The 15,719-nt window shown below is 45.5% G+C and carries 14 protein-coding genes; 7 read left to right on the top strand and 7 right to left on the bottom strand.

The annotated features are described in order from the left end of the window. Window positions 1–807 precede the first annotated feature (807 nt). Window positions 808–5,295: a PAS domain S-box protein gene (locus tag QUA33_RS15715; protein WP_333149376.1), complete on the top strand. Its 4,488-nt coding sequence runs from the start codon at window positions 808–810 to the stop codon at window positions 5,293–5,295. Between the two features lie 5 nt (window positions 5,296–5,300). Further along, window positions 5,301–6,629: a response regulator gene (locus QUA33_RS15710; RefSeq protein ID WP_333149375.1), complete on the top strand. Its 1,329-nt coding sequence runs from the start codon at window positions 5,301–5,303 to the stop codon at window positions 6,627–6,629. Window positions 6,630–6,648: 19 nt separating this feature from the next. Here QUA33_RS15710 and hpsU read toward each other — a convergent pair whose 3' ends face one another. Then, window positions 6,649–7,326 (bottom strand): hormogonium polysaccharide biosynthesis acetyltransferase HpsU, encoded by a 678-nt coding sequence (hpsU, locus tag QUA33_RS15705; RefSeq protein ID WP_333149374.1) that lies wholly within the window; start codon window positions 7,324–7,326, stop codon window positions 6,649–6,651. 55 nt (window positions 7,327–7,381) lie between these two features. Here hpsU and QUA33_RS15700 point away from each other — a divergent pair, with 55 nt between their 5' ends. Further along, complete coding sequence (locus QUA33_RS15700) at window positions 7,382–8,179, top strand: cation diffusion facilitator family transporter (protein WP_333149373.1); 798 nt, start codon at window positions 7,382–7,384, stop codon at window positions 8,177–8,179. Window positions 8,180–8,274: 95 nt separating this feature from the next. Here the strand turns inward: QUA33_RS15700 and QUA33_RS15695 are convergent, their stop codons facing one another. Both QUA33_RS15695 and QUA33_RS15690 read right to left on the bottom strand, forming a co-directional pair. Continuing rightward, window positions 8,275–9,231: a glycosyltransferase family 2 protein gene (locus QUA33_RS15695; RefSeq protein WP_333149372.1), complete on the bottom strand. Its 957-nt coding sequence runs from the start codon at window positions 9,229–9,231 to the stop codon at window positions 8,275–8,277. A 101-nt stretch (window positions 9,232–9,332) separates the two neighbouring features. Next, entirely contained in the window at window positions 9,333–10,304 is a 972-nt protein-coding gene (locus QUA33_RS15690) for a glycosyltransferase (RefSeq protein WP_333149371.1), read from the bottom strand. A gap of 186 nt (window positions 10,305–10,490) precedes the next feature. Between QUA33_RS15690 and cobU the strand changes: the two genes are divergently transcribed. The 3 genes from cobU to QUA33_RS15675 all read left to right on the top strand — a co-directional run bounded on the left by cobU (window position 10,491) and on the right by QUA33_RS15675 (window position 13,913). Then, window positions 10,491–11,066 (top strand): bifunctional adenosylcobinamide kinase/adenosylcobinamide-phosphate guanylyltransferase, encoded by a 576-nt coding sequence (cobU, locus tag QUA33_RS15685; protein WP_333149370.1) that lies wholly within the window; start codon window positions 10,491–10,493, stop codon window positions 11,064–11,066. Window positions 11,067–11,343: 277 nt separating this feature from the next. Further along, window positions 11,344–11,766 (top strand): hypothetical protein, encoded by a 423-nt coding sequence (locus QUA33_RS15680; RefSeq protein ID WP_333149369.1) that lies wholly within the window; start codon window positions 11,344–11,346, stop codon window positions 11,764–11,766. 77 nt (window positions 11,767–11,843) lie between these two features. Then, complete coding sequence (locus QUA33_RS15675) at window positions 11,844–13,913, top strand: AarF/ABC1/UbiB kinase family protein (RefSeq protein ID WP_333149368.1); 2,070 nt, start codon at window positions 11,844–11,846, stop codon at window positions 13,911–13,913. An 81-nt stretch (window positions 13,914–13,994) separates the two neighbouring features. Here the strand turns inward: QUA33_RS15675 and QUA33_RS15670 are convergent, their stop codons facing one another. From QUA33_RS15670 to QUA33_RS15655, 4 genes are all read right to left on the bottom strand, one after another. Continuing rightward, window positions 13,995–14,390 (bottom strand): hypothetical protein, encoded by a 396-nt coding sequence (locus tag QUA33_RS15670; RefSeq protein ID WP_333149367.1) that lies wholly within the window; start codon window positions 14,388–14,390, stop codon window positions 13,995–13,997. Next, the gene (locus tag QUA33_RS15665; protein ID WP_333149366.1) at window positions 14,387–14,593 is read right to left on the bottom strand and encodes a hypothetical protein; all 207 of its coding nucleotides are present in this window, start codon (window positions 14,591–14,593) and stop codon (window positions 14,387–14,389) included. The genes QUA33_RS15670 and QUA33_RS15665 overlap by 4 nt, the downstream gene beginning before the upstream one ends. Window positions 14,594–14,615: 22 nt before the next feature. Next, the gene (locus QUA33_RS15660) at window positions 14,616–14,816 is read right to left on the bottom strand and encodes a hypothetical protein (protein WP_333149365.1); all 201 of its coding nucleotides are present in this window, start codon (window positions 14,814–14,816) and stop codon (window positions 14,616–14,618) included. Window positions 14,817–15,068: 252 nt separating this feature from the next. Further along, window positions 15,069–15,335, bottom strand: coding sequence for a hypothetical protein (locus QUA33_RS15655; protein WP_333149364.1), 267 nt, complete (start codon window positions 15,333–15,335; stop codon window positions 15,069–15,071). Here QUA33_RS15655 and QUA33_RS28260 point away from each other — a divergent pair. Then, a complete protein-coding gene (locus QUA33_RS28260) occupies window positions 15,257–15,520 on the top strand; it encodes an HNH endonuclease signature motif containing protein (protein WP_445243251.1) in 264 nt (87 codons plus the stop codon). The genes QUA33_RS15655 and QUA33_RS28260 overlap by 79 nt on opposite strands. Window positions 15,521–15,719 lie beyond the last annotated feature (199 nt).

The following is a 15,719-nucleotide window of genomic DNA, read 5'->3' as shown; positions in this document are numbered from 1 at the left end:
CGCAGGCCTGCGGTTAGTGCGCCACTTTTTCGCGATAAAATAGCAGACTCATGTATTATTAAAGCGATCGCTCTACTAACTTTAGTCAACATTAACTGGATTCGAGTTTATCATACTCTCCACTAATTTTTTTTTGAAGTCCCGTTATCAACTTAAGCAGGGATTATTGAATGACTCTTTAAGTGGACAAGTCAAATATGCAAGTATTACAATGACTTTAACTGGTGGGAGACATATTGCTATTAATCTGCTAGTTGCGTGCGTTTTGTGTATATCTAAGTGAAAATTTAACTGAATCTAGCTAAAATTGATAACGTTCCAAGAATACTTGGCACTCTACCTACCTGGAGGAAAAACTATAACTTAATCACATTTGTCAATCAGTAAAATTACTGAAAATACTTGCTTGTTCAGGAGTGGAAAATTGGCGGTTTGGGGTTGGGTCGAAATAAATATGGCGCGATACATGATTGCTCGATCGCCCAAATCTAAGTTCTCCACCCAAAATCTGAGTAAATACTGAGCATAATTGCTGATTGACAAACGCTTCCCTAGCTTAGGTTGTCACCAACGTTCTACCAATAGGATTGATTAGGAATAGAATTGATGAGCAATAGAACTGCTTGGCGATACATCCGAAGAATTAACTGAAATATTGTCGCAAGGTATACATATATCGCCGATTGAAAACCGAATGGTCGCCCTACTGAAGGTTTTCTTCAGTAACCAAATAGGAAACAAGGAAAACCTTGCGATCGCACAATTGGACAGAAGTTCTAGAATAAAAGCTGAAATGCACGAGCCAACATGAGCAAATTCCCACCAGAGAAAACCCAACTGCCACAGCAAGAGATCACAACAGCACAGGTATTGCGACAGGCTCACTTCGACGCTTTTTTTGCAGGTGCCAATGCCGGAATGCTGATTTTTGACCGCCAACTCCGGTATGTCCAAATTAACGAAGTTTTGGCCCAGATGAATGGCGTTTGTGTGGCAGACCATATTGGTAGGTCAGTGCGTGAAGTGCTGCCAGAATTGGCTCAGACTGTGGAACCAATGCTGCAAAGCATTCTGGATACGGGCAAGCCAATTCTTGACTATGAATTAGTGGGTGAAACACCGAAAGAACCGGGCATCGTGCGCTACTGGCAAGCATCTTACTATCCTTTGTTGGATGAAAATGGCCTGGTTTTTGGTCTTGGTGGGATTGTAATTGAAATTACCGATCGCAAGCGGGCCGAACAAAAGCAGGCAAGACTGACGGCAATTTTGGAAGCAACTTCCGACTTCGTAGGGATTGCGGATGCAACAGGGCATAACGTGTACCTCAACAAAGCCGGACAGAAAATGATGGGGGTACCTCCAGAGGAGGCACGATCTCCGTTTAGTGTAGATTTTGTATTAGCTCCCTCGGCAACGACAAAATTCCAAAATGAAGTCTTTCCAACCGCCTTAAGAGAGGGTAGCTGGGCTGGTGAAACCGTGTTTTTGTCACGCGATGGGAAAGAAATTCCCGTTTCCCAAGTTTTAATCGTCCACAAAACGGAAACAGGCGAAGTCGAGTTTATTTCCACTATTGCACGGGACATTAGCGATCGCAAAAAAGCAGAGGAAGAACGGCAATTGCTCGCTACAACGATCGAGAACAGCCGTGACTTTATTGGCGTTGCCTCAATGGATGGTCGCCCGATGATACTGAATCAGGCTGGTCTGGATTTGGTTGGACTCAGTAGTTTGGACGAAGCCAGAACCAAACACATTACCGACTTCTTCATGCCAGAAGATTTGGACTTTGTACAGCAGCGTGTTCTGCCTACTCTAATGCAAGAGGGAAGTTGGCGGAGTGATTACCGCTTCAGACATTTCGTGACAGGTCAACCCATTGCGGTAGACTACACCCTATTTCTGGTCAAACATCCAGAGACTAATGAACCGGTAGGGATTGCCACGATTACGCGCGATATTCGCGATCGCAAAAACGCAGAAGAAGTCCTCAAACAAAGTGAAGAACGATTTCGCTCTTTGATGGAAGCTAGCGCTCAAATTATTTGGATCTGCAATGCGGACGGCGAAATGGCGATCGAGCAACCTACTTGGAGTGCATTTACAGGACAGACATTTGATGATTACAAGGGAAGGGGTGGGAGCAACGCTATCCATCCAGACGATCGCTCGTCTATTACTACTGCCTGGTTAACTGCTGTTGCCAATCGATCGTTCTATGAAGTTGAATTTCGTATGCGTCGCTATGACGGGGAATATCGCTACATGAGTTGTCGTGGTGTACCAATTCTGAACGCGGATGGTTCAATTCTGGAATGGGTTGGAGCTAATACAGATATTACCGATCGCAAACAAGCTGAAGAAGCTCTGCGCGAACAGCAAGCTGTGTTGCGCGATCGCAACCTCTTGCTGAGCTCTATTTTGGAAAGTACGCCAGACATCATTGTGGTTAAAGACCGGGAAGGCCGATATGTTGCCCTTAATTCCTTTGTGGCAAACTTATTATTTGACGGTAAACCCATAGAGGAGATTGTGGGTAAAGATGATTCGGAACTGATGCCCCCTGCTGCTGCCGTTCCAATAATGGCAAAAGACCGGGAGATTATAGAAACAGGTACTACTGAAACCTACGAAGAAGAAATTTCAAATGGTGAGACCAGCAATTATTTTTTAACCACAAAAGCCGCTTGGCGGGACGGTCAAGGCAATATTCTCGGTATTATCGCCATAGCGCGAAACATTAACGATCGCAAACAAGCTGAAGCCCAGATGCGCGATCGTAATGCACTGCTAAACTCAATTTTGGAAAGTACACCAGACTTCATTGTCGTTAAAGATCGGGAAGGGCGTCATGTTGCCCTTAACTCGAATTTGGCAAACTTCATAGGCAAGCCAATTGAGGAAATCATCGGCAAAGATGATTTGGAATTACTGCCGCCTGACAGTGCCCGTGCAATTATGGCGAAAGATCGCCAACTCATGGAAGCAGGAATCACTGAGAGTTACGAGGAAGATGTCTCTCAGGGTGAAACCACCGCGACCTTTTTCACTACCAAGGCTCCTTGGCGGGATGCTAAGGGCAATATCCTCGGCATCATCGCCACCACACGAGATATTAGCGATCGCAAACAAGCCGAAGATGCTCTAAAACAAAGCGAAGAACGCTATCGTTCGCTAATGGTTGCCACATCCCAAATCGTCTGGGCAACGGATGCTGAAGGAATAGGCACTGATCTACAGAGTTGGAGAGCTTACACCGGGCAAACTGAAGCTGAAGTGCTTGGTTTAGGCTGGTTAGATCCAATTTATCCGGACGATCGGGAACGAACGAGTCAGGCTTGGATGGAAGCAGTGCAAACGAAAAGCCTGTTTGATATAGAATATCGAATCCGGGGAACGGATGGAAACTATCGTTATTTTCAAGGTAGGGGAGTACCAATTGTGGATGAAAATGGCAACATCCGCGAGTGGGTTGGTACTTGCAATGATATCCACGATCGCAAACAAGCCGAAGATGCTATCAAACAAAGCGAAGAACGCTATCGATCGCTAATCCTTGCCATTTCCCAAATTGTCTGGACAACGGATGCTGAAGGAAGATGCCAGGATTCACCGAGTATGAGAGCTTACACCGGACAAACGGAAGCTGAGGCGGTTGGTTTTGGCTGGTTAGATACAATCCACCCGGACGATCGCGAACGAACAGTTCAGGTGTGGATGGAAGCAGTGCAAACGAGAAGCCTGTTTGAGATGGAATATCGAATGCGCGGAACGGATGGAAACTATCGTTATTTCCAAGCTAGAGGGGTGCCACTTCTGGAAGAAGATGGCAGCCTCCGGGAGTGGGTTGGCACTTGTATCGATATCCACGATCGCAAACAAGCAGAAATCTTACAGGCAAAAGCCAGGGAAGCCGCAGAAGCAGCTAGTCGGGCCAAAAGTGAATTCCTTGCTAACATGAGCCACGAGTTGCGGACTCCGCTTAATGGCATCATGGGCTACGCGCAGATTCTTCAGCGTTCCAAAGTCTTGAATGAAGAAGAGCGATCGCGCATTGATGTCATTTATCAGTGCGGTTCCCATTTACTGACCTTAATCAATGATATTCTCGATTTGTCGAAGATTGAAGCACAGAAAGTGGAACTCATGCCCACGGATTTTCATTTCCCGGCGTTCCTGCAAGGTGTCGCAGAAATGTGCCGTATCCGAGCTGAACTAAAGGGAATTCAGTTTCATTTTCCATCAAGCCCCGAACTCCCGATCGGTATTCGTGCGGATGAAAAACGCTTGCGACAAGTGTTAATTAATCTTTTAAGCAACGCTATTAAATTTACGGATAAGGGCACTGTTACTTTTATAGTCAGTTTTGCCACAGAAGAAAAAATTCGCTTTGAAATACGCGATACAGGTACCGGCATTGCACAAGATCAACTCCAAGCTATCTTTCAGCCCTTCGAGCAGGTAGGAGATCGCAGGCGGCAGACGGAAGGTACGGGATTGGGACTGGCAATTAGCAAAAGGATTGTAGAACTAATGGGCAGTACCATTCAGGTTAAAAGTGAGATGAATGTTGGCAGTATTTTTTGGTTTGATGTCAATCTATCTCAAGCCGATGAATGGGTAAAAACATCTCAAATCGACCATCGCGGGCAGATTATCGGCATCAAAGACCGCCAACCTAAGATTGTGGTTATTGATGACAAATGGGCTAACCGTTCGGTAATTAGCAATTTGCTCAGTCCGATCGGCTTTGAGGTGTCTGAAGCGAACGATGGGCAGGAAGGCTGGGAAAAAATTCTAGAGGTGCAGCCAGATTTAATCGTTACCGATTTATTAATGCCCGAACTAGATGGCTTCGAGCTAATTAAGCGGGTTCGAGAATCGGAAAATTTCAAAGACATCATCATTATTGTCTCTTCGGCCAGCGTATTTGAAACCGATCAATACAGAAGTTTAGAAGCAGGAGGCAACACTTTTATTCCCAAACCTGTTCAAGCAACGGAACTCCTGCAAAAATTACAACAGTATCTTGATTTGGAATGGGTTTACGAAGCTAATGAAGATCCGCTGGCGATCGCATCAGACACCGATGAGCTAATTGCCCCGCCTGCTACAGAAATGGAAATGCTATACGAACTGGCTATGAAAGGAAATTTCCTAGAAATAGTTAAGCAGGCGGTATTACTTGAAGCAATAGACCCAAAATACATTCCATTTGCTAAAATATTGCATCAGATGGCAAAGGACTTTCAAGACGAAGAGATTATAACGTTTATTCAGTCCTACAAGTAAGGTTTATGAATTCAGAAATTCAAGCAAGCGGTACGATTCTTATAGTTGATGACAATTCAGCCAACTTAGGTGTATTATCTGATGCCTTAAGCCAAGCAGGATTTGAAGTTCGAGTTGCGAAATCTGGAAAAATGGCACTAGAGCGAGTTAAATATGCTCTACCAGATCTAATCTTACTAGATGTCATGATGCCCGATATTGATGGATTTGAAACCTGTCGTCGATTACAGGCTAATCCAGAAACTAAACAGATTCCCGTTATATTTATGACTGCGCTCTCGGATACGGCTAATAAAGTTGAGGGGTTTAAGCTTGGGGCTGTAGATTATATTACCAAACCCTTCCAACAGGAGGAAGTATTAGCTCGCGTCAAGCTGCATTTAAAGCTTCATGTTCTAGCTGAAAAATTAGAAGAAAAAAATATCTTATTGGAGCAGAAAGTTTTAGAAGTTAGCCAAGGCTATGAAGATTTACAACAAATGCAGCTTAAGTTAATCCAAAGCGAAAAAATGTCTGGCTTAGGGCAAATGGCCGCTGGGATTGCTCATGAAATAAACAACCCTATAAATTTCATTTCTGGCAATCTGGGTTATGCCCAAGAGTATGCTCATAACTTACTAAAAATTATACACCTCTATCAAGAAGATTATGTAAATCCCACCCCTCGGATTCAAGCAGCAATGGATGAAATAGAACTGGAATTTCTGGAGGAAGATTTTATCAAAGTTCTTAACTCAATCAACTTAGGAACGCAGCGCATCCAGGAGATAGTCAAGTCTATGCGAATTTTTTCTCGCCTGGATGAGGCAGACGTGAAAGCAGTAAATATCCATGAAGGAATTGATAGTACACTCACCATCCTGCATCATCGTTTAAAAGCAAAACCAGAGCATCCTGAGATTGAACTAATAAAAGATTACGGGCAGCTTCCACAAGTAGAATGCCATGCGGGACAATTAAATCAAGTGTTTATGAATATTATTTCCAATGCCATTGATGCTTTAGATGAATCAAATCAGCAGCGTTCCTTTGCAGAAATCAAACAACACCCGAACCGCATTCAAATTTCTACAAAAGTAATTGACGATAATTGGGTTGCTATTCATATTAGTGACAACGGTCGGGGAGTTTCCGAAACTCTACAACCGAAACTATTTGACCCTTTTTTTACCACCAAACCGATCGGTAAAGGAACTGGGTTGGGGTTATCTATCAGTTACCAAATTATCGTTGAAAAGCATGGGGGCAGATTATACTGCCAGCCTGGATTAGGAAAGGGAATAGAATTCGTCATTGAAATTCCAATTCGGCAGCAAGCTTGTAAAGCTGCTTAGTTTCCCATTGCAATGTCTCTTATGAACTTTGGTTAATTTCTCGCCGATAGCGGGGACGACAAGGTGTTCCTGTGCAAATAAAGCCTGCAGGCATATTTTTAAAGACGCTGCTGCGAGCTCCAATTAACGCATTTGCACCGATTTCGACACCTGGGCCAATGAAGCAGTCGGCGGCAATCCAAACGCCGTTATTAATGATTACAGGTGCTGTTATTAAGCTAAAGGCTGGGTCTTGAGGGTCATGAGTACCGGTGCAGAGGTAGCTTTTTTGAGAAATGACGCAGTGTTTGCCGATCGCAATTCGATCGAGACTGTACAATACAACATCATCTCCGATCCAACTGTAGTCTCCGATGGCAATTTTCCAAGGATAGGTAAAACGAGCCGTGGGGCGAATGATCGCACCCCGACCTATTTTCGCTCCAAATAACCGCAGCAAGCCGCTTCTGATGCCGTTAAAAGGGTGTGGAGTGAGAGGAAATGCGATCGCCTGCACGAACCACCAAAGCAAAATTAGCCAACCGGGCTTTCCCCGATCGAACTTTGATTGGTTGTACAGCCGCAAATCAACCCAAGATTCCCCTGTTAAACTATTTGGCTGGTTGTCTCTAATTGAACTATCCTTTATTTCAGGATTTGGGGAATTTGCGATCGGATTTTCCGGATATTGGTTCGGATTTGGTCTATAATCGGTCATTGATAGTTAATTTAATGTTTAATTTAAAATCGACTTTAACCTTAAGGACTGCTGCATGACATTTCTAATTAGGGAAAATTTTGACTCTGAAAACGCCAAGGATATCGCACAATGCGAGAATATAAATCCCAGAATTGGCAAAGTGCGACTTTTACAAACAGCATTGGTACTGCTTAGCAGCTTTTTTGTAGCAGAGTTAATCGCCGCACTTAATTCTCATAGTTTGTCCCTATTAGCAGATGCGGGTCACGTCTTTTCAGATGTAGCAGCTTTAGCAATAACTTTGACAGCCACTTGGTACTCCTCAGTCAAACGCAAAAGTAAATCCGTAGATTGTACGATCGCACAATCGTCAATCCCTGAACGAGGAGAAATCATTGCTGCTTTAATTAATAGTATCAGTTTAGTGGCGATCGCCCTGTGGATAGCCTCCGAATCGATCGCCCGTTTGCAGTCCCCAACTCCCGAAGTAGAAGGGCTCCCGATGTTAATTACCGCCATAGTCGGTTTAAGCATCAACTCGATTAATGCTTGTTGCTTGCATTCCTGCTGTCACGGCGACTTGAATCTCAAAAGCGCCTTTCTGCACGCAGTCGCCGACATTTTTTCGTCGGCTGGAGTAATTTTAGCTGCGATCGCCGTCGCGTGGCTGCACTGGAATTGGGCTGACGGCTTAATTAGCTTGCTAGTATCAGCATCAATTATTTTATTAACTCTACCATTGCTAATCGAAAGCATCCAATTGCTGCTGGGCAAAGTATCAGCAATATCCGCAAGTCAACAGCCTTGTGATTGCGAAAAAGTGAGCGCAGAAAAATTGCTGTTCCCATCCCTAGAAGAACTTATTAAATGAAAATCCCTCAAGCCGCTCGGTAGGGTGTGGGTTTCCTAATTCCCAATTCCCAACTACCAATTCCTAATTCCCAATTCCCCCATGCCTCCAAAATATTAAGGCAATTTCACTTCTGTCTCCTGAGTTATAACTACTGGCGGCGACAGAGGCGGATCTGGTTCTGCCACATTCAACTGACCGCCACAACAACGCAACTCGTAAAGTTTTGCATTAATTTGATACTCATATTGACTCAATAACCTTGCATAAATATAGCCAGCTTTTCCATCCAAAAAGCCGAGCTGAATGAAGTAAAATAAAATAAATCTGAGCATTGGTTTAAAAGGCAGCCACACCCAAACTTTTTTGAGAAATCGTTTCCGCTGTACGGCATCTCCAAATAAGTGAGCGCCAATAGTGCCGCTGTCGTCGCGCCCTTCAATAATATTGTAATAAACGCGAGCTTCCCAATTAGAATAGCGGTTGTGCCGTTCTATCCAGTGAAATAAATCGCGGTAATCCTCGTGGATCATGTCATTTTTTAAGTAGCCGACTTGACCGGCTAAAATGACGTGTTCGTGAACTTCGTTGTCGCCAGTATTGGGTACGGATTCAGTGCCGAGATTTTCGTAACGTCCTTTTTGATGCTTGAACAAACGCAAATTCCAGTCGGGATATCTGCCGCCGTAACGCAGCCACTGGCCTAAAAAGAATACTTTGCGGTTTAGGTAGTAGCCGTCAAAATTGGGATCTTCGATCGCCTGTGCGATTTCGTCCCAAAGTTCCGGCGGAATGCGCTCGTCGCAATCGACAATTAATACCCATTCGTTGCGAAAAGGCAGATTGTCCAATGACCAATTTTTCTTTTTCGGCCAGCGGTTGTCGAAGTAGAATTGCACTACTTTTGCGCCGGTGCTGATGGCAATTTCTACCGTGCGATCGCTGCTTTGGGAATCAACCATGAAAACTTCATCCGCCCTAGCAATGCTGGCCAGACACGCTGGTAGATTAAGTTCTTCGTCTTTTGCCGGAATGAGAACGGAAACCGGAATCTTGGATGAACTAGATGTCATAATCGAGTGCTTGAACCTGAATGCGGTCGAGTTTTTGTAGATGAAGTGCGATCGGCACAGCCGCGCCGACGACTTGAGCAGCGAGGGATATTGCCTATAGCCTAATGCCTGCTGGTCGATTTCGGTGCAAAAATCAGGCCGCGGATGGCTGCGCTCAAATAACCGATTTGACCCCAGGCAAAAACGAAGTTTTCAAAGCGCAGCCCTGGATCTCTAATATATTTAAAAGACTTCCAGACACCCCTCAATATTCTTTCACCCCCCCGCCCAAGCTGAGCAATACCGTCTCGATCCGACAATTGTTCGCGATAACACTCGCTGACGCCTTGCCACCACCCGCGCTCTAGAAACCAAGCTTTGTTGAGCCTTTCTGCTGCGACATGGTGAAGCACTAGGGCCTCCGGTAGATAAACTACTTGCCAACCTAACTCTAAAGCTAATTCTGTGGTTCGCAACTCTTCATTTGACAGCAACTTTTTGCCGACTCTACCGAGTTTGACATCGAAGCCGCCAATTTGTTCGAGAAAAGCGCGCCGGATTGAGTAGTTTACTCCCCTGGGAGTCAAACCGGCAGCAGTGACGTACAGGCAAGTATCGCCTAAATCGTATGATCCCAAGTTCTGGGCTAATCCCGGTGACAGCCATTCGGGCGGGCTGACTCCAGAAGGCCACAGCAAATTGACTTTGCCTCCAGCTACGGCGAGTTTTTGATTGCTTTGATAAGCGCTGTGCAGCACCCTGAGCAAATTCGGCTCAGCAATAGCGTCGTCGTCGAGATAAGCTAATATTTCGCTGCGAGCTTGCTTAGCCCCGGTGTTCCGGGCTACTGACAGACCGATTTCGGGTTCCCAGACGTACTTGAGGCGCCGATCGCCCTGTCTTGCTTCTACCACCTCGCGGGTGCGCGAAGTCGCACTTTCGGGGCTTGCATAATCGCTAGAAGCGTTATCCACTACTACTACTTCAAAGTTGTCGGGAAAATCCTGTACCAGCAAGCTGTCGATCGCCCCACCTAAATAGGCGGCGCGATTGTGGGTGCAAATAATCGCTGATATCAGAGGACGATCTGGCATAAATAACAGCTTGGGAAATACGGGGGTTCTCGCTCGACTTACTCTGATATTGTCTCATCAATGCTATTATCGCTTAAAAAGCATTTGGTAGTTGGCAGTTTAAATGATAATTGGTAATTGGTAATTGGTAATTGGTAATTGTGTTTAATCATTTGTATCTGACTAATGACTGCTGACTAATAACTAATGACTAACTCAGAACCAACCACATCTAGACAATTAATCTTAGTAACTGGGCCTGCCCGAAGTGGCAAAAGTGAATGGGCCGAAACTCTGGCGGCGGGTTCGGGCAAACAAATAATCTATGTGGCTACCAGTCGCGTTGATGAAACGGATTTGGAGTGGCTGGGTCGCCTCGAACAGCACCGAAATCGCCGTCCAGTTGATTGGGCAACTCTAGAAGTGCCGATCGAACTATCGGCCGTTGTGCGGGCCAGCAAGCCCTCAGATTGCTTGTTGATTGATTCCCTGGGAACTTGGACGGCAAATCTTTTGGAACAAGAAGCGGGTGCTTGGGCTACTACGCAGCAAGATTTGCTAGCCTGTTTGAAGTCGGCGGCGGCTGATGTAATTTTGGTAGGGGAAGAAACCGGATGGGGCGTTGTGCCTGCTTATCCGGCGGGGCGGCTGTTTCGCGATCGCCTCGGCACTCTCGTGCGCCACATCGGGGCGATCGCCAATAATGTTTATCTCGCCACCGGAGGTTACGCCTTGGATCTCAGGGCTCTGGGTACCCCGCTGCCGCCCGTAGCGAAAAATTAACAGCCGGAGTCGCGATCGACAAGAGAGAAAACATATCGGTTTTCCGGTGGACAATTTTAACTGAAAATTAGGTATAATATTAACTAATATTGAAAACTCAAGAGTCACATGAATTAATCAAAAAACCTACTCTTTAGGGGGAACCGCCCAAGAATTTGACATGAGGAATAGCAAAGTTTTGAAATTATGTAAAAGCTAAAATGTCTCTTAAGAAAGAGTGCTAATTTCAAATTAAAAGTCTAAAATAATCAATTAGTTGAAGGGTTGACTAAAAGTTATGGCATCAGATCGTGAAGTAAGAAAATATATTGCTTACTGGTTTCAGTTAGGCAAAAAAGTATTAATTCGCAACGGTTCCGAAGCGCTGCTGCCCAGATCGGTAAATGCGGGCGATCGCTACAGCCAGGAATTTGAAGAGTGCTGGCAAAAAATCATCTCCCGCGACAGCGGAGACTGTTACCTCGAAGGCACAAACGAAACAATTGCCCAACTGCTGACACCAGCTTGGGAAATCAGTCCCTGCGCGCGCTGCGCTATGCCCGTAGTGTTCCAACAAACCGGAATGCCCCCGGAGTTCTGTCCCTGTAACGACTTACCGAACTGGCCCGATACCGAAATGCCCCAACCTCGATCGCCAGTCAGCAGCCAATCGCAACTGTCAGGCATTCGCGATCGACTCAGAAGATCCAGCGGCGAGTAAGTATATAAGAAGGAAGAAGGGTCTTATTCCTTAAATTGTTACAATATATTTACAATGCTTCACACTAGGTCTGATTTATGAATGTCAAGACAGTATCGCCAGCCTCCCCGCAAACTTATGTAAATTCAGGGACTCAGGCTGTACTCGGCAATCTCCAAGATGCAAATACAACTCCCCTGCAAGCAGTACCAGTATCACTAGAGACGGATGCCGTAACGGACGATCGGCTCAAATCAGCCAGAGACATAGCTTTCGAGTTAGCCGGAGATGCTGTTCGGTACGATCCCGTGGCGATCGCAGCCCTGTACCGAAATAGACCTCTACAAGTCTGGGGAAGGCTGTCGAGCGTTGTTTGGACATTTTTTAGCTTTGCCTTCAGTGTGTGGTTCGACGGCAAAACAGGTCGTACCGCCACCAACCAAAAGCGTCGCGCCGTCCGACTGCGAGAAATTCTGGCCCAACTCGGCCCAGCTTTCATCAAAATCGGACAAGCACTCTCAACACGGCCCGACTTAGTACCGCCAGTATATTTAGAAGAACTAACAACGCTGCAAGACCAACTGCCAGCATTTCCCAACGAAGTAGCATATCAATTCATCCAAGAAGAATTGGGCGCCCACCCCAAAGACATCTACGCAGAAATCAGCCCCGATCCGATCGCAGCAGCATCTCTCGGACAAGTCTACAAAGGCAAACTCAAAACCGGGGAAACAGTCGCAATCAAAGTCCAGCGACCGGGTTTAGCCGAAAACATCGGCTTAGATATCTACATCCTGCGGCGCGTTGCAGTTTGGGCACAAAACAACTTCAAAGTAATTCGCAGTGACCTCGCAAGCATTATGGACGAGTTGGGTGAGCGCATTTACGAAGAAATGGACTACACCCACGAAGGACAAAATGCCGAACGGTTTGCCAAACTATACGGCCACATCAAAGACATTTACGTTCCCAGCATCTACTGGGAATATACCCGCCGCCGCGTCTTAACAATGGAGTGGATCACCGGCATCAAACTTACGAATTTAGAAGCCGTTAAAGCTCAAGGAATTGACGCTCCTTACTTAATTGAAGTGGGGGTGCAGTGTTCTCTCAGACAGCTCCTAGAACACGGTTTCTTTCACGCTGACCCGCATCCCGGCAATCTTTTGGCAACTCCTGACGGTCAATTAGCTTATCTCGATTTCGGGATGATGAGCGAAGTTAAACCTTATCAGCGGTACGGCTTGTTGGAAGCTGTGGTGCATTTGGTGAACCGCGACTTTGAAGGTTTAGCAAAAGATTACGTGAAGTTGGAGTTTTTAACTCCCGACACCGATTTGACGCCAATTATTCCGGCTTTGGCGGGCGTATTTAACAATGCTTTGGGTGCTAGCGTTGCCGAACTCAATTTCAAAAGCATTACTGACGAGCTTTCGGCGGTAATGTACGAATATCCTTTCCGAGTTCCAGCTTACTACGCTTTGATTATTCGATCGCTCGTCACGTTAGAAGGCATTGCCATCAACGTTGACCCCGAATTCAAAGTGTTGAGCAAAGCTTATCCTTACGTTGCAAAACGGCTGTTGAGCGACCCCGCACCGGAATTGAGAGCATCCCTACAAGATTTGCTGTTCAAACAAGGCGAATTCCGCTGGAACCGCTTAGAAAACTTGCTCAACAATGCCCGCGAGAGCGAGGATTACGATGTCAGCAAAATCTTGAACCAAGCATTAGAATATTTATTTTCCGAAAGAGGAGATTTCATTCGCGATCGTATTGTCCTCGAATTAGTCAAAAGTCTCGACACGCTTTCCAGCAACGCCTTTGCTAACGCCAAAGCAGTAGTCGGCGAATGGTTTGGAGTTAAGGCAAATCAACCTGTGGTTTCACCAACTGAACAAAAAAACTTAGAACACATCAAGCGGATTTGGGATATTTTGCAATCAACTCCCGGTTTTGACACGATGAAAGTATTGCAGCTACTTCCGCAGTTGTTGGTGAAACCTGAAGTGCAGAACATGGGGCAGAAAGTAGTCGGCGGTTTAGCTCAAAGAGCAGTTGCTAGGGTAATTCGCGAGTTTTTGCTTTCCCAGGAACCGACAATGATTCCTGAGAATGGAAGCTATGCTAAAACTTCGCCTCAGTTGTCTTTACCTGCTGCGAAGTAGTTGGATGGGGAGTTTTTGACCGCAGATATTAGCAGATAAACACAGATGAACGCAGATGAAATTTCGTCTGCGTTCTTTTAATTAAGCTAATGCTGTAGCTGCTGGTAAAGGTTCAATTTCTTCGGGCTTGGCGTGACGGCGAGGGTCATCAAAATCCCAAGCAAATAGCCAATCGGGGTCAGCGTTACCGCACCCGATCGAATATATTTGGCTGTGTTTGAAATGCTTGAAAAACTCCTGACACTTTTCATCGGTCATTAGCGATTCTTCTAGCGGTAAGTCGTGAATTAGGGCGTATAAATCAAATTCGTTTCGATCTGGATTCCATTGATATCGCAATTCAGGAGTGTAACCAAGTTCTAGCAGTTTTGTCAATGCTTCATCAGGGTTTTTATAGTTGTCTAAGTGAACGCGGTTCAGGGAAACAACTACTTGTACGTGGTGATATTTTGCGGGTGTTAATCGATATTCGGTCATCGGTTTTTCCTTTTTTTCTCGTCACAGGTGTAGTAGGTTCTTCCGGTTGCATCGGGGTGTCTTGTTGCTTCGCGGTTTTGCTCTTCGCATCGCTTAGCAGCTTCTGCGTCACTCCGAGCATAAAAAGGTCTGTCCGGGTGTTCAGCGAGTTCGGCTTCCAAGTCTTCCCAAGATTTTTCTGGGTTGTCTGCGTCTCTCAACATTTGTCCCTCGCTTAATGTCTCCTCAGTCTTGAAGGTTTTGCCCCGCTTTAGTTTTAGGCTCTGGCGGGGTTTCTGCTGTCTCTAGCCATTGCTTCATCAGTAAACCGATGACTTCGCTCATTGGCTTTTCTTGAGCTGTGCAAGCTAGTTTGAATCGTAGCTTTAGCCTTTTATCTACGTAAACGCTTAGTTCAGCCATTTCAGGTGGAATTTTTTTAGCCATGTCTCTCATACGCGCATACCTGTATTCTCGCATCTGGCGAGGGGGCGGTTTACTACGTGGCGACCTGACTACGTATTGCGCGGTTGCGCGATATACGTTATGATACCTACATAGCCAAAAAACAGCAACCCCACCGCATTAAGAAATGTTGTTGCCGGAAACGCCGAACCAGGTATCGCTACCAGATTCTTCCAGCAAGATGTCCCTGCCTGCTTCGTCGTTATCCTGTTCACAAAAGTGCAGACAGCTAGCTCATAAAATCTTTATGTTGACTAAAACTTCAACAATAGATAAAATTTCTACAGTAGATGTTTTTACTTGCTGCGTAAGCCTTATAGCTTTTTCAGATGCAGAATCAGAGTCGCTTTCTTCGATCGAAACGGCTACGCGCTGCCCTCTGGTATGCCGCCAACGGCAAGTGCCAGCATTGCAGATGCGATTTGCCTTCAGACTGGCACGCAGATCATATTGAGCGATGGGCAGAAACTCAGAGAACCAATGTCCACGAAATGCAGGCATTATGCCCCAAATGTCATTATCAAAAAACTGCTGAGGAGAACAGAAACATGACAGATGCAATCCAATTAGATATTTTTTCTTCGCAATCTCCCACAGAACCTATTAATTTAAGAAAGCATCAAGATGAATTTTATCAAATCTGTAAACGCATCAAGGCGGGAGAACAAATAAAAAAATTTTTATGATTGTTACGCCTGGAGGTGGTAAAAGTCTTATCCCAGTAATTGCTGCTGCAAACTTAATTCCAAATCCTAATTCGGGCAACAGCTTTCATGGAACCATAGCTGATGCAATTTGTTGGATTGTCGTAACTGCTCAATAACCGCTGGTTGGAGTATCTGAGCTAAGTAGTCCCAGAACGCGAGCCAATAAACTTATTTCTCT

Source organism: Microcoleus sp. Pol14D4, assembly GCF_036701245.1.
Lineage (GTDB): Bacteria > Cyanobacteriota > Cyanobacteriia > Cyanobacteriales > Microcoleaceae > Microcoleus.
The sequence above is the reverse complement of the archived record's forward strand: the minus strand, read 5'-3'. Positions and strand labels throughout refer to the sequence as shown.

Bases quoted from the DNA above. Each gene is read 5' to 3' on its own strand.
- QUA33_RS15715 (WP_333149376.1), top strand. From the start codon at position 808: ATGAGCAAATTCCCACCAGAGAAAACCCAACTGCCACAGCAAGAGATC.
- QUA33_RS15710 (WP_333149375.1), top strand. From the start codon at position 5,301: ATGAATTCAGAAATTCAAGCAAGCGGTACGATTCTTATAGTTGATGAC.
- hpsU (WP_333149374.1), bottom strand. From the start codon at position 7,326: ATGACCGATTATAGACCAAATCCGAACCAATATCCGGAAAATCCGATC.
- QUA33_RS15700 (WP_333149373.1), top strand. From the start codon at position 7,382: ATGACATTTCTAATTAGGGAAAATTTTGACTCTGAAAACGCCAAGGAT.
- QUA33_RS15695 (WP_333149372.1), bottom strand. From the start codon at position 9,231: ATGACATCTAGTTCATCCAAGATTCCGGTTTCCGTTCTCATTCCGGCA.
- QUA33_RS15690 (WP_333149371.1), bottom strand. From the start codon at position 10,304: ATGCCAGATCGTCCTCTGATATCAGCGATTATTTGCACCCACAATCGC.
- cobU (WP_333149370.1), top strand. From the start codon at position 10,491: ATGACTAACTCAGAACCAACCACATCTAGACAATTAATCTTAGTAACT.
- QUA33_RS15680 (WP_333149369.1), top strand. From the start codon at position 11,344: ATGGCATCAGATCGTGAAGTAAGAAAATATATTGCTTACTGGTTTCAG.
- QUA33_RS15675 (WP_333149368.1), top strand. From the start codon at position 11,844: ATGAATGTCAAGACAGTATCGCCAGCCTCCCCGCAAACTTATGTAAAT.
- QUA33_RS15670 (WP_333149367.1), bottom strand. From the start codon at position 14,390: ATGACCGAATATCGATTAACACCCGCAAAATATCACCACGTACAAGTA.
- QUA33_RS15665 (WP_333149366.1), bottom strand. From the start codon at position 14,593: ATGTTGAGAGACGCAGACAACCCAGAAAAATCTTGGGAAGACTTGGAA.
- QUA33_RS15660 (WP_333149365.1), bottom strand. From the start codon at position 14,816: ATGGCTAAAAAAATTCCACCTGAAATGGCTGAACTAAGCGTTTACGTA.
- QUA33_RS15655 (WP_333149364.1), bottom strand. From the start codon at position 15,335: ATGCCTGCATTTCGTGGACATTGGTTCTCTGAGTTTCTGCCCATCGCT.